This is a genomic window from Aliiglaciecola sp. 2_MG-2023 (assembly GCF_030548145.1).
Classification (GTDB): domain Bacteria; phylum Pseudomonadota; class Gammaproteobacteria; order Enterobacterales; family Alteromonadaceae; genus Aliiglaciecola; species Aliiglaciecola lipolytica_A.
This window is the reverse complement of record NZ_JAUORY010000017.1, coordinates 82,963-103,217: the sequence shown is the minus strand read 5'-3', so window position 1 is coordinate 103,217 and position 20,255 is coordinate 82,963. Positions and strand designations below refer to the sequence as shown.

The 20,255-nt window shown below is 40.2% G+C and carries 17 protein-coding genes and 1 tRNA gene; 9 read left to right on the top strand and 9 right to left on the bottom strand.

Features of this window, described 5'->3' with window-relative positions; genetic code table 11:
* Position 1: 1 nt before the first annotated feature.
* From Q4567_RS16075 to dnaQ, 3 genes are all read right to left on the bottom strand, one after another.
* Positions 2-75: transfer RNA gene (locus Q4567_RS16075), tRNA-Asp, on the bottom strand.
* 211 nt (positions 76-286) lie between these two features.
* Positions 287-1,684 carry a TIGR03503 family protein gene (locus Q4567_RS16070; RefSeq protein ID WP_303501064.1) on the bottom strand — a complete coding sequence of 466 codons (1,398 nt, stop codon included), beginning with the start codon at positions 1,682-1,684 and terminating at the stop codon, positions 287-289.
* 46 nt (positions 1,685-1,730) lie between these two features.
* On the bottom strand, positions 1,731-2,447 hold the full coding sequence (gene dnaQ / locus Q4567_RS16065; protein WP_216046455.1) for a DNA polymerase III subunit epsilon: 717 nt from the start codon (positions 2,445-2,447) through the stop codon (positions 1,731-1,733).
* Positions 2,448-2,520: 73 nt separating this feature from the next.
* Here dnaQ and rnhA point away from each other — a divergent pair, with 73 nt between their 5' ends.
* Positions 2,521-2,979 (top strand): ribonuclease HI, encoded by a 459-nt coding sequence (rnhA, locus tag Q4567_RS16060; RefSeq protein ID WP_216046454.1) that lies wholly within the window; start codon positions 2,521-2,523, stop codon positions 2,977-2,979.
* 39 nt (positions 2,980-3,018) lie between these two features.
* Here rnhA and Q4567_RS16055 read toward each other — a convergent pair whose 3' ends face one another.
* A complete protein-coding gene (locus Q4567_RS16055) occupies positions 3,019-3,993 on the bottom strand; it encodes an NAD(P)H-quinone oxidoreductase (RefSeq protein ID WP_216046746.1) in 975 nt (324 codons plus the stop codon).
* Positions 3,994-4,102: 109 nt separating this feature from the next.
* Here Q4567_RS16055 and Q4567_RS16050 point away from each other — a divergent pair, with 109 nt between their 5' ends.
* Positions 4,103-5,290, top strand: coding sequence for a class I SAM-dependent methyltransferase (locus tag Q4567_RS16050; protein ID WP_303501063.1), 1,188 nt, complete (start codon positions 4,103-4,105; stop codon positions 5,288-5,290).
* 71 nt (positions 5,291-5,361) lie between these two features.
* Here Q4567_RS16050 and Q4567_RS16045 read toward each other — a convergent pair whose 3' ends face one another.
* The 3 genes from Q4567_RS16045 to Q4567_RS16035 all read right to left on the bottom strand — a co-directional run bounded on the left by Q4567_RS16045 (position 5,362) and on the right by Q4567_RS16035 (position 10,151).
* Positions 5,362-5,664 (bottom strand): PilZ domain-containing protein, encoded by a 303-nt coding sequence (locus Q4567_RS16045; RefSeq protein ID WP_216046452.1) that lies wholly within the window; start codon positions 5,662-5,664, stop codon positions 5,362-5,364.
* Positions 5,665-5,738: 74 nt separating this feature from the next.
* Positions 5,739-9,644 (bottom strand): ATP-dependent RNA helicase HrpA, encoded by a 3,906-nt coding sequence (gene hrpA / locus Q4567_RS16040; protein ID WP_216046451.1) that lies wholly within the window; start codon positions 9,642-9,644, stop codon positions 5,739-5,741.
* A gap of 90 nt (positions 9,645-9,734) precedes the next feature.
* A complete protein-coding gene (locus Q4567_RS16035) occupies positions 9,735-10,151 on the bottom strand; it encodes a CBS domain-containing protein (protein WP_216046450.1) in 417 nt (138 codons plus the stop codon).
* A 280-nt stretch (positions 10,152-10,431) separates the two neighbouring features.
* Here Q4567_RS16035 and sbcB point away from each other — a divergent pair, with 280 nt between their 5' ends.
* From sbcB to Q4567_RS16015, 4 genes are all read left to right on the top strand, one after another.
* Entirely contained in the window at positions 10,432-11,871 is a 1,440-nt protein-coding gene (sbcB, locus tag Q4567_RS16030) for an exodeoxyribonuclease I (RefSeq protein ID WP_216046449.1), read from the top strand.
* Positions 11,872-12,042: 171 nt separating this feature from the next.
* Positions 12,043-13,698 carry a DUF342 domain-containing protein gene (locus Q4567_RS16025; RefSeq protein WP_216046448.1) on the top strand — a complete coding sequence of 552 codons (1,656 nt, stop codon included), beginning with the start codon at positions 12,043-12,045 and terminating at the stop codon, positions 13,696-13,698.
* Between the two features lie 209 nt (positions 13,699-13,907).
* Positions 13,908-14,390 (top strand): glutathione peroxidase, encoded by a 483-nt coding sequence (locus Q4567_RS16020; RefSeq protein WP_216046447.1) that lies wholly within the window; start codon positions 13,908-13,910, stop codon positions 14,388-14,390.
* A 51-nt stretch (positions 14,391-14,441) separates the two neighbouring features.
* Complete coding sequence (locus Q4567_RS16015; protein WP_303501059.1) at positions 14,442-15,431, top strand: 2-hydroxyacid dehydrogenase; 990 nt, start codon at positions 14,442-14,444, stop codon at positions 15,429-15,431.
* A gap of 54 nt (positions 15,432-15,485) precedes the next feature.
* On the opposite strand, the gene Q4567_RS16010 is transcribed toward Q4567_RS16015, so the two are convergent.
* Positions 15,486-16,292 (bottom strand): methyltransferase domain-containing protein, encoded by an 807-nt coding sequence (locus Q4567_RS16010; protein ID WP_303501057.1) that lies wholly within the window; start codon positions 16,290-16,292, stop codon positions 15,486-15,488.
* A gap of 15 nt (positions 16,293-16,307) precedes the next feature.
* Here Q4567_RS16010 and elyC point away from each other — a divergent pair, with 15 nt between their 5' ends.
* Positions 16,308-17,066: an envelope biogenesis factor ElyC gene (elyC, locus tag Q4567_RS16005; RefSeq protein ID WP_216046445.1), complete on the top strand. Its 759-nt coding sequence runs from the start codon at positions 16,308-16,310 to the stop codon at positions 17,064-17,066.
* Between the two features lie 11 nt (positions 17,067-17,077).
* On the opposite strand, the gene Q4567_RS16000 is transcribed toward elyC, so the two are convergent.
* Positions 17,078-17,839, bottom strand: coding sequence for a Nif3-like dinuclear metal center hexameric protein (locus Q4567_RS16000; protein WP_303501054.1), 762 nt, complete (start codon positions 17,837-17,839; stop codon positions 17,078-17,080).
* 129 nt (positions 17,840-17,968) lie between these two features.
* On the opposite strand from Q4567_RS16000, the gene Q4567_RS15995 reads away from it, so the two are divergent.
* Positions 17,969-18,307, top strand: a complete 339-nt coding sequence (locus Q4567_RS15995) for a hypothetical protein (protein WP_303501052.1) — start codon at positions 17,969-17,971, stop codon at positions 18,305-18,307.
* A gap of 79 nt (positions 18,308-18,386) precedes the next feature.
* Positions 18,387-20,216, top strand: a complete 1,830-nt coding sequence (locus Q4567_RS15990) for a M2 family metallopeptidase (RefSeq protein ID WP_303501050.1) — start codon at positions 18,387-18,389, stop codon at positions 20,214-20,216.
* The last annotated feature ends 39 nt before the right edge of the window (positions 20,217-20,255 follow it).

The window sequence follows — 20,255 nt, the reverse complement described above, 5'->3', positions numbered from 1 at the left end:
GCGGAGTGGACGGGACTCGAACCCGCGACCCCCGGCGTGACAGGCCGGTATTCTAACCAACTGAACTACCACTCCGCTGACCTATTGAAGCGCTGTTAACTAGTTTTGTATAACCCCCTAGTCAACCGCGGCGCAGATAATAAGGGTTCACTATTGGCGAGTCAACCAGTTTTTTCGTATATCCTAACCTTATCCATCTATTTGTTTTAATTTTGTGCAAAAGTGTCAAAGTTGCTCAATAAATACACGCCATTTATCGACCTATGGCGATAACGCATTTATTGGTTTAATCCTTTTTGGGAATAGAAAGATCGATAATTCCGCTTTCTTCACTATTCTCCTTGCTTGGAGTAATTTCTGGCTGTTGAACGTTTTTCTTCGAAAACTTATTTTTAATTTTATCAAGCATACCGACTTTTTGACTTTCAAGTTGGGTGTTTTCTGGGTCTTTCGGTTTTTTAGGCGGTTTTAAATATAACCACAAAGTCACACAGCCAATAACAATGATGATGAAATTAATTCCGATAATTAGCCCCCAGAACATCAATTGTGACATTTGCTGTTCTTCAGGCTCTGGTTGACTAGATGGCGGAGATTGTTCTAACTGTGAGCTTGCATCAATATTATTTTGACCATCAGCCCCAGTCGTTTGCATTTGCGGCTCAATTACCACCTCAGGTTCTTCTACTAAATATGTATACTCTGGTACATCTAAGATGAAGTCCCGACCACTTTTGGTATTGCCATAAGCAGTTAGTTTGATGCGGTAGACGCCAGACTCATAATTAACAATTAAATATTCTCGTGCATTTGGCGTTTGTTCTGTTAATGAAAAGTTTTGTACATCACCATTTGGGAAACGTACTTTGCCATCAATCAACAGCGAATTCATATCTACGTATTCTCGCTCAGCATCAATCACCAATTTGTGATATCCATCCCCTCCTCCATCTTCGATCATACTAATCTTTATTGGATTTGGATAAAGCATCAGCGGCGGATCAACCTGTTCTCTGGTGAGCATGGGGGTATTTACCACAAACACCGGTGTCCACTCACCGTTGGCTACCGATAAATTAAATTGTCCAGTAAAGACTCCGTCTAGCGGCGTTTCATCCATACCGCGACCATTATCTTCAAAGGTCGCAATAGTCGCGACTTCAGCACCAAAATTGTTGTAGTTGGGATTATTTGTACTTACAAATTTGATTTCCAAGGAAACAACATCGCGAAATTCAGTGCTGTCAATAGGTTCACCGCCATTGGTTAATTGCGCGCTTTGCTTTAAGATTTCCCCTGAAAATAGCACATCAGGAAGCGGTTTTGCGTGAAGTTCAATATCGGTTATCACCATCACTCGGCTATCAGGCAATATTTGCCCTACAGCCTGCCATGGACCGGGAGTGGGATTTTTGATGTTGACCAGATCATAAGTCGCCGCGTCATACCAAAAAATATTCTCGCCATCGGCGTCCGCTTCAAATATTTTTGAGCCATCGGGTTTTACAAGAACAACAGGAGCGCTGCCAAATTCACGAAAAAATACCATTGTGATTTCATCTACTTGGTAATCTATCCGGAAGCGATTTTGCAATAGCTTTATACTATTGTGATATTGATCACCTAATTCATGAAGTGGTTGCTGATTTTCTGCCGCAGGGGTTTGGGCATAAATTTGAGTTATGCTAAAAAGTGACAGCAATACAATTGCTGTCCAATGACCGATTAACTTAATTTGGCTGACGCCAGATACAAGAACCACTGCTGTCCTCTACAAGTTTTAAACGTGCTTGATGTTGTTCTAATTCATCGGCAGATGCTTGAATAACCTTGAATGGTTTTCGGTTTGGATCTAGACGTTGAATGATGTTTGCATTGTTATTGTTATTTTCATTTGCTTTATTGCCACTTAAATTTAAATCTGTTTGCCCGCCGGTCATCAACAAATAAACATCAGCCAGAATTTCTGAATCCAGCAAAGCGCCGTGCAATTCACGATGGGAATTATCTATTCCATAGCGCTTACAAAGAGCATCCAAATTATTTTTTTGCCCTGGATGTAACTCTCTGGCCAAGGCTAAGGTATCCAGAACAGTACAGATTTCTCTGCTTTTAATTGGGTTGATAGCATTCATCAACTGAAATTCATGATCCATAAAGCCGATATCAAAAGGCGCATTATGAATAACTAACTGGGCACCACGAATAAAATCAACGAAGCCTTGGCATATTTCTCTAAATTTGGGTTTATCTGCGAGAAATTCATTCGTTATACCGTGAACTTCTATGGCTTCTGCTTCTACAATACGTTCTGGATTTATGTACACATGAAAATGGTTGCCGGTAAGTTTACGGTTAACGAGCTCAACACAACCTATTTCAATTACCCTGTGACCCTGTTTAGGATCGATACCGGTAGTTTCCGTATCTAAAACGATTTGACGCATTTATATCAACTCAAGTGGAATTAGTAGTAGCAATCATTATACTTGCCTGTAACTTTAAATCACGAATATTTCCATGAAGCATATTACAATTTATACAGATGGCTCTTGTCTTGGTAATCCTGGCCCTGGCGGTTACGGTGCAGTTCTTAAGTTTAATCAGCATGATAAAGAAATAAGCCAAGGCTTTAAGCATACAACGAATAACCGTATGGAGCTATTAGCCGCAATCGAAGCCTTGAACACCCTCACAGAGCCTTGTCAGGTGACGCTCACTACCGATAGTCAGTATGTTAAAAACGGCATAAATCAATGGATAAAAAACTGGAAGAAAAATGGCTGGCGCACGTCAGACAAAAAACCAGTTAAAAATGCAGATTTATGGAAGAGACTTGATGAGCAAGCGCAAAAACATACGATAAAGTGGGAATGGGTCAAGGGGCACTCAGGACACCCAGAAAACGAGCGCTGTGATGTGTTAGCCAGAACCGCTGCCGAATCCTCGAATTTACTGGAAGACAGCGGTTTTCAATAACCTAATGCGAATTGTCTAAGAAGCAGGGGCCGTCCCCTGCTACCAAGTACAAATTAATTTGCCAATAGTGTCATTGTCTTCCATTCGAGTATGCGCCTCAGTAATCTTCTCAACGGCATAAACGGTATCAATTACAGGCTTCAATTTTCCAGTCTTAAATTCGTCTAAAAATCTTTGGCTAAACTCCGTAATTAACTTCGTTTTATACTCATCGCTGCGATTTCTGAGAGTAGACCCTTGGATTTTTGCTCGCTTACCTAACAATAAGCCCATATCCAAGTTATCGCCAAAGCGACCATTTAGCATGGCTAACTGAATAATACAGCCATCCATATTTAGCACTTTCAAACTGCGATTAGTGTATTCAGCGCCGATAAAGTCGATAACCACATCGGCTTTAAACCCCGTAGACGATAACGCATCGGCAAAGTCTTGCTGCTGATAGTTAACTAATGTACCTGCACCTAAATCAGCGCAGACTTGTAACTTTTCAGGAGAAGACGCAGTTACCGCAATGCTGGCACCGATCAAATTAGCCAGTTGAATTGCAGCAAGTCCTACTCCACTTGCGCCAGCATGGATTAATGCAGACTGACCTTGTTTAAGTTGACCAATATCACAAAGACTTTGATAAGCCGTTAAAAAGACTTCAGCAATGCCCGCCGCTTCAGCACAACTTAAGTTGTCAGGGGTTTTAAACACATGGTCACTCAGAATTTTGGCGTATTGCGCATAACCGCCGCCTGCCACTAATCCAAATACCCGCTCACCTTCTTTTACCGTTGTGACATTACTGCCCACGGCCACCACAACACCGGCAATTTCCAAACCTAAAATTTCACTTTCACCTTTAGGCGGTGGATATTTTCCTTGGCGTTGCAAAGTGTCAGCTCTATTTACGCCAAAAGCATTAACTTTAACTAACACTTCGTTTGATTCAATTGTGGGGATAGTAGTGCTATTCATTTTAAGGGACTTCGGTGACTCACCTTTTTCAAAATCCACAAATGTCATACTCTGTTGACTGTTCAAAAATTACTCCATATGTAAAAAATAGAATCGAATTTAGCTATCATATAGTGACTGCTGTACAATCTCAAAATTAGTCAATTTTGGAATTATTATGAGTGCATCTGTCATTCTACACCCCGGCCGGGAAAAATCTTTATTACGTAGACATCCGTGGATATTTAACAGTGCTATCAAAGAACACAAAGGCGTTGTTCGTAATGGCGACACCGTAGATATATTCAGTGGTGAAGGTGAATTTCTTGCCAAAGGAGCATGGTCTACTGAGTCGCAGATCCAATTGCGGGTTTGGACATTTGATCGCCAAGAAGTGGTCGACAACGGTTTCTTTTTGCGAAAACTAGATCAAGCGATAGCATTGAGAGAGTCAATTGTATTAAAACACGGTTTAACCGGATATCGAATAGTCGCGGCTGAATCCGACGGTTTGCCGGGTATCACTATCGATAAATATGCCAACGTTATCGTCTGCCAATTACTCTCAGCTGGTGCTGAAAAGCACCGCAAAAAAATAGTTTGGGCATTAAACAAACGCTTTCCTGATTGCAGTATTTTAGAACGCAGTGATGTAGCAGTTAGAGCAAAGGAAGGCTTGCCAGAACTTGTTCAAACCTTACATGGTGATGTACCCGATGAGGTCATTATTGAAGAAAATGGGGTAAAAATCATTGTCGACCTCATTCAAGGACATAAAACTGGGTTTTATCTAGATCAACGAGATAACCGCGCCATTGCCGGAAGTTATGCTGACAATAAGAGTGTATTAAATTGTTTTAGTTATACTGGAACATTTGCCTGTTACGCCCTCAAAGGTGGTGCTAATAGCGTAGTCAATATGGATGTATCTGAAAATGCGTTAGCAACAGCCAAGCGAAATCTTGAAATAAATAAGCTAGATATATCTAAAGCGAGTTTCGTTAAAAAAGACGTGTTTGAAGCCTTGAGGGAATATCGTGACAATGGCACAACCTTCGACATGATCGTGCTTGACCCACCTAAATTTGTTGACTCTAAAGCATCTTTAAATAGAGCCTGTCGAGGATATAAAGACATTAATATGCTGGCAATGAAAATTCTCAATCCGGGCGGCATACTGTTAACCTTCAGTTGTTCAGGACTTTTGTCTTCCGATTTATTTCAAAAAGTGGTGGCAGATGCTGCTTTAGATGCGAATAAAACCATACATTTTTTGGAAAGATTAGGGCAAGCTCCCGATCATCCAGTTGCCAGTAATTACCCAGAGGGTTTTTATTTAAAAGGGTTGGTTTGCAGAGTAAGTTAACTAAATTTGCAATATAAATAGCTAAAAGACCAAGTACATTATGCTGCTTGGTCGTTTAGCCAAAATGCTTGTTAATTCATTTCGATGATTTCAACACCAATAATACAACTACTATCTGTGCTGCTATCACAGCGAACAACTTTCGCTTTAGCACTTAGAGAAGGTATTTGACTGCTGGTCGATTCAATCGCGACGTCAACAAGTGTTCCTATTTCAACAGACTCTTCCTCAACTTCAAAAGACATGCCTGTGGCACTAATGTCCTTGCAAACTGCAGGCATAGAACGAGTCGATTCGTCATCGTGAACTGTCAACTCACAGGGTGAGTTCAACATCATCCGAAAAAAGTTTCGCTTGTCATCGTATCCCAACATCTTTTACCTCATCCTAACTATAAACACCTATCACTTTTATAGGGTGCATCTGCTATAAAGTCAACGAACATCGTTTAAAATGATAGCAATTGGTTTTCAATGCGCTTCATAGAAATCGGCATCGGTGTACCAAGTTGCTGAGCAAAAAAGGAAATACGCAACTCTTCTATCATCCAGCGAACAAATGCTAAGTCAGCAGGCACGGGTTTACCGTCTGGTATTTTGCTCAATGCGGCATTAAATCGAGATTGCACTTTTTCGATATTAAGCTGGTGCAACCGGTCTTTGTTAGGATCTATCGGTAATTTTTCCAAACGCCTAACAATACCTTTGATATAGCGATTCCAATCGTCAATTTTCTCAATACCAAATTGCGTGATAAAACCAGGGAAAACCAAAGAATTCAAATGTTGTTTTATATCCCCATGGGCACTAATCATATTAAGCGCTACATTACCTTTTAATTTCTTTTGGACCTGATGAGCTTGGGTTAAACCGACTTCCACTTTTTTGGCAATATCCAAGACTACATCATTGATATCTTTTCTGACGTAATCTCGAGCTTGATTAAACACCTCGGGTGAACGGATTTGCACATTATTATCACTCTCAAAACGCGTTATCAGGTGATCTACTCCGGCCTCGATACAATCGTTAATTAGCGCTTGTATTTGCCCAAAAGGATTAAAGTACAAACCCAACTTAGCTTTATTTGGTAGTTTTTCTTTTAGATAACTTAGCGGCGATGGAATGTTCAACATGATTAAACGTCGAAGACCTTGTCGATGCATGTTTAATGCCTTTTCGGGGCTTTCGAACAACTTAATGGCGACACTCTTTTTATCATCCACTAATGCCGGATAGGCCTTTACTTCGTACCCCTGAGAGTTATCGATATATTCTTCTTCAAGCGCTGTAAAATCCCACTGAGTTAGTCCGCTTTTTTCAATTTCTGGAGAAGCCGCCTGTTTTAAGGTGCTACTTATCTTTTCTTGCAAACCATATTTGAGAACGTGTAAATCACGCCCCTGTTTAAGTAAATTTCCCTTGCCATCGACCACTTTGAAATTGAACTTTAAATGATTAGGCAACGACTGCCATTGCCATTCTTCTTCAGCAACATTCACCCCGGTCATTTTTAGTAGTTTTTTGCTTAACGCGGTCAAAAATGGCAATGGATGGCCTTTATTATCTTTTGACTGCATATCTAACATACAAGCATCGGCAAAATTAGGAGCAGGCACAAAATTACGCCTTAACCGTTTGGGGAGCGATTTAATTAATGTCACAATTAATTCATGGCGAAACCCAGGAATAAGCCAGTCGAAGCCATTTTCTTCAAGCTGATTTAAAATCGGTAATGGAATGATTAAGCTAACACCATCATCAATTTGATTGGGTTCAAAACAATAGGTTAATTTCAGATTTAAATTATTTTGCTGCCAACTATCAGGGAAGTTGAGCTCATTAACTTGTTCCGCTTGGTGTTTTTTTAGTTGCTCAGGATCGTACTTCAAACTTTCTTGAACACTAGACTCAGCTTTGTTCCACCATTTTTTGAAGCCGCTTTCGCTACACACATGCTTTGGAATAGTTTGTTCGTAAAATGCCACCAACTCTTGTTCATCGACTAATACGTCGCGACGGCGGGATTTTTCTTCGAGTAATTGTATGTCCTCGATTAACGATTGGTTATAGTGAATAAAGTTGTAAGACAACTTTGTATCCGCATTCACTAATGCTTCTCTAATAAAAATTTCACGACTGATATCAGGATCTATTTGACTAAAATTAACATGTCGATTGCTTACTATAGTCAAGCCAAACAGTAGCACTTTTTCCAGTGCTTGCACTGCCCCACGTTTTTTCGACCAGACAGGTTCACTATATTGATACTTGGTTAAATGTTTAGCTAGGGGCTCTATCCATTCGGGTTCAATTTTAGCGGCAACACGCCCAAATAATCGGGAGGTTTCCACCAGTTCAGCGACCATTGTCCATTTAGGTGGTTTTTTCGATAAGTTTGAGCCAGGGAAGATTAAAAACTTAGATCCCCTAGCCCCCTCAAATTCTCGTTCTTTATCTTTAAAACCAATATGAGATAAAAGCCCAGAGAGGATAGCTTTATGAACATCATCAAAATCAGCTTCTTGTTTATTTAACCTAAAACCAACTTCGACTATGGATTTTTTAAGTTGGCTGACGACATCTTGCCACTCACGCATTCTAAGATAATTAATAAAATGTGTGCGACACCACTTACGCAATTGATTCGCGGTTAACTCTTTTTGTTGTAATTTGAAGTCTTGCCATAAATTTAACAGAGCAACAAAATCAGACTGCTTATCTGCATACTTCTCATGTTGTTGATCCGCCGCTGCACGTTTATCTTGTGGTCGCTCTCTTGGGTCTTGAATACTCAAGCCTGCAGCAATGATGATTAACTCAGACACACAATTATTGTGACCTGCTTCGACTACCATTCTAGCGTAACGAGGGTCTACTGGTAACTTTGCAATTTGACGCCCAGTCTCGGTCAAACTCAATTTACCGTGACGCTTTTCAACCGCAGTGAGCTCTTCTAAGAGACGAAATCCATCGTTGATAAACCGATTATCTGGAGGCTGAACAAATGGAAAATCTTGTATATCTCCGAGCTTTAACGATAGCATTTGCAAAATGACGGATGCTAGATTGGTTCTAAGAATTTCCGGATCGGTGAACTCCGGACGCCCATTAAAATCGTCTTCTGAATATAAACGAATACAAATCCCTTCGGAGACTCGACCACACCGACCAGCACGTTGATTAGCAGAGGCTTGAGAAATGGCTTCAATTGGTAATCTTTGTACCTTGCTTCGGTAACTGTAGCGAGACAATCTTGCAAATCCGGGATCAATCACATATTTGATACCAGGCACAGTCAAAGAAGTTTCAGCCACATTTGTCGCCAGCACTATTCGACGATTGCCATGAGATTGGAAAATGCGATTTTGTTCCGCCACCGATAGTCGAGCATAAAGAGGCAGTATTTCTGTGGCTTTGTAATTCTGTTTACTCAGGGCGTCAGCCGTGTCTCGAATTTCTCGCTCACCACTTAGAAAAACCAGGATATCCCCTCGCTTTTCGCGACTTAATTCATCAACGGCTTGGATAATTCCTTGAATTTGATCACTGTCTTCATCATTGTCTTGAAGTGGGTTATAACGTATTTCAACTGGGTAACTACGTCCGCTAACTTGGATAATAGGGGCATTGTTAAAGTGTTTTGAGAAACGCTCAGGGTCGATAGTGGCTGAAGTTATGATTAATTTGAGTTCAGGGCGTTTGGGTAATAATTGTTTCAAATACCCCAAAATAAAATCTATGTTTAGACTGCGCTCATGAGCTTCATCAATGATTAATGTATCGTATTTACTTAAAAACCTATCCGCTTGCATTTCAGCAAGTAAAATACCATCCGTCATTAACTTGATGTAAGTATCATCACCAACCTGATCAGAAAAACGTACTTTAAATCCAACTTTTTCACCGACAGTCGTCCCCAACTCCTCGGCGATACGTCCGGCAACAGTTCTGGCAGCTAAGCGCCTTGGTTGAGTATGACCAATAAGGCCATCTACTCCGCGACCGAGTTGTAGACAAATCTTAGGTATCTGGGTGGTTTTCCCCGACCCTGTTTCGCCAGCAATAATAACAACTTGATGATTAGCAATAGCATCACTAATCGCATCTTTATGTTCGCTCACCGGCAAATCTGGATACTCTATATCCGGAATATTCTGCAATTTGAACTGGCGAACGCGTTTGGACTCCTCAATGGCAGTAGCAATTGCTTGCCACTGAGAGTCATTACTTTTGCCTGAAACTAAACGATTCAATCGTTTTTGAAGTCGAAAAATATCACTACCAAGGCAATCTTGTAACTGCTTTTGCAGCTCCTCGCGATTTGGAACGGCTGTATTTTGATTATTGGACAATATATTCTCAAAAAATTCGATGCTTTAAAACGCAACGGATCCTAGAAGAAACGCCAACAAATTTCCAGCAAAGTGAGCTATAAAACGGTTTTAAGCTCGTTTATATCCATCTCGCAGTTGCACATCGATAGCATAAAGGACATCAGCACGACTTATGGTGCCGATAAAATAACCATCATCGTCAACCACAGGATACAATTTAGTGCCTTCATTCAAAAAGCGTTGCGCCACTTCAATAATCGAATCATAGGATTTCACCGCCAAAACATCGGTTTTCATAATGTCTTTTACACGGGCTACTTGTTCTCGGTAATAACTCGAGGTAATCATACGAGCAATACAGTCTTTTTCCGACAAGAATCCGACTACTTTGTTGCGAGGATTGAGCACTGCCCCACCAGATTGCTTGCCTGTTAAAAGGCGTTCAACCGCCTCAGCGACAGGCATTTCATCGGTGAATGTAACAGGCCGCCGATTCATATAATGATTTACTTTTAATGATTCCACCCTTTCTCCTTAGCTTCGAAAGTGTTTTGTTTAGTTATCAATTTAATGATTAAACCGATCGCCTAATATAAAGATAGTCATAACCAATTAAAAAACATAACTTTTTTAATAATATTTAAATCTTTTTATAGTGAAAAACGAAGTAACTGCATTCTGCATAGCAGAACCTATTGGTTTCTGTATAATTCTTATTTTTCATATCTCGAAATCGACTCAAATAAAAACAGGTTGAAAATACGCCTTGTTTTAACAGTAGTTTCGAGTGAATCAATATTAGAGAGTGAGTACCTTGAACCCATCAATCCTTTGGCACGATTACGAAACATGGGGGGTCAACCCGCAAAAAGACTTTCCTTGTCAGTTTGCTGGGATAAGAACAGACCTTGAGCTAAATATTATCGATAAGCCGGTGAAATGGTACAGTCAAATACCCAATGATTATTTGCCTAATCCTCATGCAGCTTTAGTCACAGGTATTACTCCACAATTAACCTTAAGAGACGGTTTGGTTGAAGCTGAATTTATCAAAAAAATTCTTCAACAGATGGCCACTCCAGGAACCTGCAGTGCTGGTTATAATAGTATTCGATTTGATGATGAAGTCACACGTTACACCCTGTATCGAAACTTATATGACCCTTACGCGCGAGAATGGCAAAATGGCAATAGCAGATGGGATATCATTGATTTAGTGCGAGCTTGTTATGCGCTAAGACCAGAGGGGATAAATTGGGTATATAAAGAAGATGGCACACCAAGCTTTAAATTGGAAGACCTTACCCAGGCGAATGATATTGCTCACGCAGATGCCCATGATGCCCTATCAGACGTATATGCAACTATTGCCATTGCCAAACTAATTAAACAGGCCCAACCTAAGCTTTATGACTACATTTTCAGTCTGCGCAATAAACGCAAGGTGGCTGAGCATATCAACATTGATGCACAAGTTCCCTTAGTGCATATTTCATCAAAATTACCGGCCCAAAATGGATGCTGTACCTGGGTACTGCCAATTGCTTACCATCCAACAAATAAGAATGCGATTATATGTTTGAATCTTGGGTTAGATCCCAGCCCCCTCTATGATTTAGATATTGAAGAAATAAAAGCTCGATTATACCAACGAACTGCAGATATGCAGGAAGGTCAGCAAAGACTTCCGATAAAGCTTATTCACTTGAATAAGTGTCCCATTATCGCACCAGCTAAAACCCTTACCGAAGAAAATGCAGAGCGCTTGGGCATTGATCGCAATCTGTGTTTGCAAAATTTAGCTAAGTTGAAAAATGAACCCAGTTTATCAACAAAACTTACTGCGGTATTTGATGAAGAACGTCAATCTGATCCAACGATTGATCCGGACTACGCACTCTATACTGGTGGTTTTTTAAGTGATTCGGACCGACAAAAACTCGATCAAATTCATCAAATCGACCCAAGCAATCTAGGTCCAAAAGATTGGCAGTTTAGCGATCCAAGACTTAACACCCTAGTATTCCGTTACAGGGCCAGAAATTATCCTTTAAGCTTAAATGAAGAAGAAGTCATTAAGTGGCAGCGACATAGACAGTACCGCCTGACAGATCCAGACTCGCCGGCGAGTATACAGCTTCCCGAATACCTTGATTTATTAGAGCAACTCACTTTTGAGTATCAGAATAATCCTGAAAAAAGAGCGATAATTAGAGCACTACACCATTACGCTGAAAGTCTGTAGTTATGAAAAACAGAAAACATTTTTTAGCGCCAAATATAAATTTGGCTAATGCGCAGAAAAATCAAAGTAAGCTGACGAACCTAATGGTATATTTTGTCTATAATTAATATATTCATAAATATAGTCGATACAGCAGTAACAAATAGATCGGATTAATTTCAGGTGGTAGTAATGAAAGGCATTAATTTTAGGCTTGATGACAGTGGAACGTTTTTAAGCTTACTCATAAATCCAAGCGAAGTTGCGCCCAATATAGACGTGAAATCCCTTATTAATAGTTTTAATAACAGCAACTATTCAGCTTTGTATTTATCTGATGAAAATGTCATTAATGCCAATGATTTATTGACCAAAGCGCGAAAAGAAGGCAGCTATGAGGTTATTAGCGAAGTTATTGCGGAGAAAAAAGATGCGACAGTAAAGTTTCGCATTGAAGACAATGACATGGTGGCTTTTATCTCTGTCACTGCCGCATATGGAGGTCATTCCCCTACGGCTAGTGAATTAGTCAAAATAGCAAATGATAAAGGGGTTGTAAGAGGCCTAAGTGATAAAACCATCAATGAAATTGCAACAAAAGCAAAAGCGGCAAAACCGGGTTCAATCATTGAAGACTTAGTAGCAAAAGGCCTGCCGGTGAAAAATGGCAAAGATTCTAAATTGAACCCATTGGTCCCTAATGCACTAGAAAGAATTCTTAAACCACAGTCAAGTGGCTCTACTCGCGTAGACATGCGTAATTTAGGTGATGTCATTTGTGTCAAAGCCAATACAGAAGTGTTACGACGAATCGCTCCTACTAAAGGCCGCAGTGGATTTACCGTTAAAGGCGGAATAATTGCCCCTAAACCTGGCAATTGGATTAAATTCAAACCAGGTGAAGGTATCAAGAGTAGCGATCAGGATGAAAATTTATATCTAGCTGCTATAACCGGCATGCCAAAGTTTCAAAACGGCAAAATGTGGGTTGATGATACCTTCATTTGTAAAGGTGTAAATGTAGGCACAGGTAATATTAAATACGATGGTGCGGTGCTGGTAAATGGCGATGTTACTGAAAAGATGGAAATTACCGCCAGCGGTGATGTCACGATCAATGGCTTTGTTGAATCAGCAACCATCAAAGCAGGTGGCGATATCATCATAACGGAAGGAGCCATGGGCAAAGTCAATGAACATAGCACCGAATTTAGTACTAAGTTAATAGCCGAGGGCAGCGTCCATGTGCAACATGGTCAAGGTCTTAATGTGCAGTGTAGTGGAAATGTCACCATTGGTCGTCAATTGGCTTACAGTAAAATCAATTGCGGTGGTAGTGTCACTGTTGGTCCTATTGATAAACCAAATGGGAACTTATTCGCCTGTGATATTCAGTGCAAAGGTGCAATAACCGCAGGCACTCTTGGCGCTGTATCTGGAAGCCACCTGAATATTGATTTCAGCCACGGCTTTAATACTCTGCTGGAAAGAAAAGACACTGTTGATGAGCTTTTATTGCAACTGCGCGATAATAACCTTCGCCACAGGGGTAAATTCGAGTTAATGCGCGGCAAAAAAATCCATCCAGAATTACAACGTAAGTTTAAAGAAGCCGAGGAAATGTTCAAAAACGAGTCTCAATTATTGGAATGGTTAGAGGCTAAGTGTGAAAAAATGAAATTGGCAAAAGAATCCTATCAGCAGGATATTAAACTCATTGCCAATAAACGTTTGTACGCTGGTGTAGTGGTTAAACTCAATAACCGCACTTGGCGTGCTGAACGAGAATATGCAAAAGCGAAGGTCCATTATGCGGGACATCAATGGAATTACGAACCTCTTGTGTAATTCACATAAAAAGATGATTTAGGACGTTACCTAAATCATCTTTTAGTACGATAAAAACAGTACAAAATTAAACCTAAATAAAAATCCTCTATTGATCTGCTTCCTATCTATCACCATGATATATTACTTAAACAATGCTAGCTTAATACGCGAAATTTCAACCTAAGTATCCAATCCCTAGCGACATTAAAAATATAAACGAGAAAATTATGCCAAATACGATTTACGACTTTCAAATGCCCATGAATAACGGTGAAATAAAAGAGCTTTCCGATTATAAGGGCAAAGTTCTATTGATAGTCAACACCGCAAGTAAATGTGGCTTCACTCCTCAATATGATGGATTACAATCACTTTACACAAAATACAAGTCACAAGGATTAGAAATTCTTGGATTTCCATGCGATCAATTTGGTCATCAAGAGCCTGGTTCAGACTCTGAAATAGAACAGTTTTGTAGTTTAAATTTTAATGTCGACTTTCCGTTATTTAAAAAGTCAGATGTTAATGGTAAAGACGCATCACCACTTTATGAATTCCTCAAAGCTGAAGCTCCTGGGGTGTTAGGAAGTAAAAGTGTCAAATGGAATTTTACAAAATTTTTGGTCAATAAAGAAGGCAAAGTACTGGCAAGATACGCTCCCAAAACAAAACCCGAAGCGATTCAAAAAGACATCGAAGCATTATTGTAAATCGCTTTTTGTCATCCCAAAATCACAACTTGCGCACAAGGGACTAGCAGAATGAAAACACTTTTTTTCAGTAGTAAATCGCATGATATTAGTTACTTTAACAAACAAAACACGCTGTATAATTTCACCTTAGACTTTCAAGAAGCGAGGTTATCCATTGATACCGTTGCTTTATGTCAGGGATACGAAGCAATATGTATTTTTGTGAATGACCAAGTTGATAGTCAAGTTATTGAACAGCTAAAAGAAATGGGTATAAAACACATTGCATTGCGCTGTGCTGGTTTCAATAATGTTGATCTACAAAAGGCAAAACAACTTGGAATAAGGGTATCTCGCGTTCCTGCCTATTCTCCTGAAGCTGTGGCTGAACATACTGTTGCGTTAATGATGACGTTAAATAGAAAATTGCATAAAGCCTACAACCGCGTTCGCGAGAACAACTTTAGTCTTAACGGATTAATTGGCTTCAACTTTCATGGCAAAACTGCAGGTATTGTGGGTTACGGAAAAATAGGAAAATGTACTGCTAACATACTTTTGGGACTGGGCTGCAAAGTAATCTGTTATGACCCCATGACGCAAACAAGCGACCAAAAGGACATCACTTTTGTTTCCCTCGACACCCTGCTGTGCGACTCAGATATCATAAGTCTGCATTGCCCGCTAACAAATGAAAGCCAACACATGATAAACGATGATTCAATTAGCAAAATGAAAGATGGTGTTATGCTAATTAATACTTCTCGTGGCGGTTTGGTAGATAGTAAAGCTGTGATCAGGGCTCTAAAGTCGCGAAAAATTGGTCAATTAGGCTTAGATGTATACGAAATGGAATCAGACCTCTTTTTTGAAGATAAATCTTGGGAAATAATGCAAGACGACGTATTTGATAGATTAGTAGGGTTTCCCAATGTTCTAATTACTGGCCATCAAGGTTTTTTCACCGACGAGGCATTACAACAAATTGCGCAAACTACCCTTAACAATATTGCGCTAATGGATAAACAACAATCAGATCCCCACACATTCTTAGTCTAAATCCGATTCATTGAGCATGGATGCTTAACATATGTGGTTTTGTTAAAGCCAACTTTAACAACGAACAATAAGGTGGAAATATTTACCTAACCATTTGTAGGGTTCGGTATGGCCATATTTTATTTCCGCTGCTTTTATATTTTCATATTCGTCTTGCTGTTTCGTTGTATCTTTCAAATAATCATGAAAACACCGAATCCCTGCACTGCTTATAATCTCTACTGGCAAGTTTTGTAAGTGACTTATGACTTTTTTTGGTTCTAACGCATTGTTAGGATTCAATCTCACTGTGTTTTTATTTTTCATGTCAGCAGCAACATAATCAAAATTACCATAAAGGAGATTACCGAAGCGGTGCGCATCTTTATTAAAAAAGCTTAACGACAAAATGCCACCTGGCTTGACTTGAGACACCAATGCGGAAATAGCTTCAAACGGTGAATTCAACCACTCTAAAACAGCGTGGCAAATCACCAAGTCATAGGTTTTGTTAGGTGGTAAGTCATTTAGAGAACCACAAACAAAAGTCACATCATCAAATTCAGCCAAGTTTTCCTTTGCTATTTCAACTGCTTCAGCCGACAAGTCATTAAACGTAAGGGTATGCCCCAACTCTAGCATTACCTTACTCATAATCCCTGTGCCACCACCAACATCGATTATATCGAGCGGTTTATTTGCAAGCTTGATATAATCGTGCAGGTTATTAACTAACAATTCATGGCGCAGTTTACCTTTACTCGAACCATAAATATTGTTGGCAAATTTATCCATCAACGAATCAAAGCTTTGATCTGAATTTTTACTCATAGGATTATAATATTGGGGTGAACAAGTTGCGTTCACTTCTAGTGACTTCATTGGAGATCATTTTACGTGGATTTGTTCTTAATTAAAAAGTTTATCGGTGTATTCTTAATGCCACTTCCGATTATTCTATTGCTTTTGTTAATCGCTATTTTCTATATCTGGCGGAAAAAATACGCTAAAGCCAATGTGTTTTTGAGTGCGGGAGTCATCGGTTTTATATTGGTTTCTTTTGCGCCATTGCCAAATACGCTATTGCATTCCTTAGAACGTCAATATCCACAATACGATCTTGCTAATAAGGTCGAATATATCGTCGTACTCGGCTGTGGCCATGTCAATGATAGAGCTGTCCCTATTACGTCTCAACTTTCTCCTTGTTCGCTAATAAGAGCTACAGAGGCGATTAGAATATTGCAATATAATCCACAGGCAAAAATAGTGACGTCGGGAAATGTAGGACGCCAAACATTCAGTAACGCCTATATGAACGCACAGTTTTTGATTGCAATGGGAGTCCCATCAAATCGCATTATCGAGGTTTCGTTATCCAAAGATACCGAAGAAGAAGCGGCAAATTTGCGCGCCACCCTGAATAATAAAGCATTTGCCTTAGTCACATCAGCCTCTCACATGAAACGGGCAGTTAATTTGTTTGAACAACAAGGTTTAAAACCTATTGCCGCGCCAACGGAACACCTGGTGCGTGATTCTGAGGATGGCGACAGCGGATACTTGCTACCAAACGCCCAAAACGTATACAAGTTTGAGCGCTGGTGGTATGAATGGATGGGAAATACTTGGGTCAAAGTAAAAAGTTGGTTCTAACCTGTTGGTGACTATACCGGATTATCAATATCCACAAAAGTCACGTCTAAATCAAAGGATTTGGCCAAATACTCGCCTAAGGCTTTGGCTCCATAACGTTCCGTTGCGTGGTGGCCGGCGGCGATAAAATGGATCCCCATCTCCCTGGCGACATGCACCGTTTGTTCAGATATTTCGCCACTGATAAACGCATCTATGCCCTGCTCTGCTGCCATTTCAATATAACTTTGGCCGCCGCCTGTGCACCAACCAATTGATTTTATACTGTGCTCACCAGCACTAATGATTTGTGGTGTACGTTGTAATGACTGCTCAACAGTTTTAGCCAATTGCTGCAAGGTTAATGGTGTTTCGAATTGCCCATGCATGGCGACGCTTTGCGGATTTTGTTGTTCCAAACCTCCGATGACTTCTATATTTAACCTTTTTGCTAATTGCGCGTTATTACCTAATTCTGGGTGAATATCCAGCGGTAAATGATAACCGTAAAGATTAATATCGTGATTAATAAGCTGCTTAATTCTTTGACGTTTCATGCCAACAATACAGGGATTTTCACCACGCCAAAAATAGCCATGGTGAACAAAAATTGCATCTGCGTTCAACTCAACAGCGCGGTCAATTAGTGCCTGACAGGCAGTTACCCCAGTAACAATCTTGCTAATTTCAGACACGCCTTCTACTTGTAACCCATTAGGACAATAATCCTTAACTTTTTCTGGTTTTAGCAGCTGATTAAGGTGGCTTAACAACGTTTGATTATTGATGCTCATATTCACTCTTTACAATTTAATAGCATTTTATACACATAAATGTCGAAATTAGACATCTTTCTGAAAACACGGTATAAAAGCATTTCAACAATATCAATTTTTTTTTAGCAAAAAGGTGTAGACCCTACGATGAGCAAACTGGACAAAGAACAGGTTATCGAGAAATTTACCGAAGCATATAAATCCGCCCACGGCAAAGCGCCGACAATAGAAGCAAAAGGCGGTTGGTACAGTGTCGACGGCGGTAAAAATGTCCGTTTGTCAGCTCTCGAAGAAATGATTACTGAACTTGAATCAAGTGACTCTAAAGTTGAACCGGTTGAAAACAAAACTGCTAAACAACAAAAGCAACCTGCGGCAAAAGCAAAGGCAACCAAGAAAGCTAAATCAAAAAGCAGTTTCTCTGTTAAACAATATTGGCAAGATCAGATTATGGCGCAAAATCCTGGTTCAAAACTGCCACGTTAATTTGTACAATGCTAGGTGATAAACGATTTAGGCGGCTTATTAGCCGCTTTTTCATTTCTGTTTTTAAAAGGAAAAACACATGACTTTCAAACGCACTCAAAGTGCACTATTTGTTATTGCTGCCTTAGGTTTGGCTGCATGTGGGGATAAACAAGAAGCCTCCTCACAGTCTGAACCTCAAGCTTTAACTAAAAAAGATGCGCAGCAGTTTGTTGAAAAAGCGCAACAAGATCTTGCAGAAATGTTAGTACCTGCAGCTCAGGCTGAGTGGGCCTATCAAACATACATTAACCAAGATACTGCTGCGTTAAGTGCCTATTTTAACGAAAAAGTTACTTCCAAAGCGACCAGTTATGCCAAAGAGGCTGCAAAATTTAATTCTGTTGAAGTTGATGCAGATACACGACGTAAGCTTAATTTAATGTCTAATATCTTGGTGATGCCTGCCCCTGGAGATCCAGAGAAGTCTGCGCGTTTAGCCCAGATAGGGTCTGAGTTAGGAGGCATGTACGGCGCAGGTAAATATTGCCGTACTGAAGATGAATGTTTCAGTCTCCCTGAAATGTCTAACATTATGGCAACTGAGCGTGACCCTAAGCTACTTTTAGAAATGTGGGAAGGTTGGCGCCAAGTGTCTCCACCAATGAAAGCACTTTATGCGGAGCAAACTGAACTAGCGAACTTGGGTGCCCAAGAACTGGGTAAAAAAGATTTAAGCGAACAGTGGCGCGGCAGCTACGACATGGAAGCGGATGCATTTGGCCAAGAGCTTGACCGTTTATGGGGACAAGTAAAACCGTTCTATGAAGCACTTCATTGTCACGTTCGTGCAGAGTTAGGCGAGAAATATGGCGAAGACATTGTTCCTCAAAATGAACCAATTCCAGCACATTTATTAGGTAACATGTGGGGGCAATCTTGGGGCAATGTTTATGACATCGTCAAACCCGAGCAAAAAATGGACGTAATTGATATAACCAAAGCCTTGGAAGAGCACAATTACGATGAAATTAAGATGGTTAAACAAGCAGAGTCTTTTTTCTCATCGTTAGGCTTTGATCCCCTACCAGAAACCTTTTGGGAACGCTCTATGTTCAAACAGCCAACTGAAAGAGATGCAGTATGTCATGCTTCAGCTTGGAACTTAGATAACGTAGAAGATCTGCGTATTAAGATGTGTATTCAGAAGAATGGTGAAGATTTCTCAACAATACATCACGAGTTAGGCCATAACTACTATCAACGAGCCTATAATAAGCAACCAACGCTATACCAAGGGGCTGCCAATGACGGCTTTCATGAAGCAATTGGCGACACAGTTGCTTTATCCATTACCCCAAAATATCTAAAAGAAATCGGTTTAGTGGATACTATTCCAGATGCTTCGAATGATATAGGCATGTTACTTAAACTGGCCTTAGATAAAATAGCATTCGTACCTTTTGGGTTAATGGTTGATCAATGGCGCTGGAAAGTATTCTCAGGAGAAGTCACACCAGAACAATACAATACAGCTTGGTGGGAATTACGTGAAAAGTATCAAGGTTTGAAGGCACCAGTTGATCGCCCTGCCGATGCATTTGATCCAGGTGCTAAATACCATGTACCAGCCAATACTCCTTATACACGCTATTTCTTAGCTCATATATTACAGTTCCAATTCCACCGAAGCTTGTGTGAAATTGCCGGTGATAAAGGTCCTATTCATCGCTGTTCGATATACGGTAGCAAAGAAGCCGGAGCAGCTTTGAATAATATGTTGGAAATGGGTCAAAGCAAACCTTGGCAAGAAGCCTTGGAAACCCTAACCGGCAAACCTGAAATGGATGCCACCGCCATTCTTGATTACTTTGAGCCTCTTAAAGCTTGGTTAGATGAACAAAACCAAGGTCGACAATGTGGTTGGTAACAGTTAAAAATTAAGCATAAAAAAGAGCGACCTAGATCG

What these genes read in the sequence shown, in the direction of transcription:
- dnaQ (WP_216046455.1), bottom strand. Translation starts at nt 2,447, where the DNA reads ATGCGTCAAATCGTTTTAGATACGGAAACTACCGGTATCGATCCTAAA.
- rnhA (WP_216046454.1), top strand. Translation starts at nt 2,521, where the DNA reads ATGAAGCATATTACAATTTATACAGATGGCTCTTGTCTTGGTAATCCT.
- Q4567_RS16055 (WP_216046746.1), bottom strand. Translation starts at nt 3,993, where the DNA reads ATGACATTTGTGGATTTTGAAAAAGGTGAGTCACCGAAGTCCCTTAAA.
- Q4567_RS16050 (WP_303501063.1), top strand. Translation starts at nt 4,103, where the DNA reads ATGAGTGCATCTGTCATTCTACACCCCGGCCGGGAAAAATCTTTATTA.
- Q4567_RS16045 (WP_216046452.1), bottom strand. Translation starts at nt 5,664, where the DNA reads ATGTTGGGATACGATGACAAGCGAAACTTTTTTCGGATGATGTTGAAC.
- Q4567_RS16025 (WP_216046448.1), top strand. Translation starts at nt 12,043, where the DNA reads ATGAAAGGCATTAATTTTAGGCTTGATGACAGTGGAACGTTTTTAAGC.
- Q4567_RS16020 (WP_216046447.1), top strand. Translation starts at nt 13,908, where the DNA reads ATGCCAAATACGATTTACGACTTTCAAATGCCCATGAATAACGGTGAA.
- Q4567_RS16015 (WP_303501059.1), top strand. Translation starts at nt 14,442, where the DNA reads ATGAAAACACTTTTTTTCAGTAGTAAATCGCATGATATTAGTTACTTT.
- Q4567_RS16010 (WP_303501057.1), bottom strand. Translation starts at nt 16,292, where the DNA reads ATGAAGTCACTAGAAGTGAACGCAACTTGTTCACCCCAATATTATAAT.
- Q4567_RS16000 (WP_303501054.1), bottom strand. Translation starts at nt 17,839, where the DNA reads ATGAGCATCAATAATCAAACGTTGTTAAGCCACCTTAATCAGCTGCTA.
- Q4567_RS15995 (WP_303501052.1), top strand. Translation starts at nt 17,969, where the DNA reads ATGAGCAAACTGGACAAAGAACAGGTTATCGAGAAATTTACCGAAGCA.
- Q4567_RS15990 (WP_303501050.1), top strand. Translation starts at nt 18,387, where the DNA reads ATGACTTTCAAACGCACTCAAAGTGCACTATTTGTTATTGCTGCCTTA.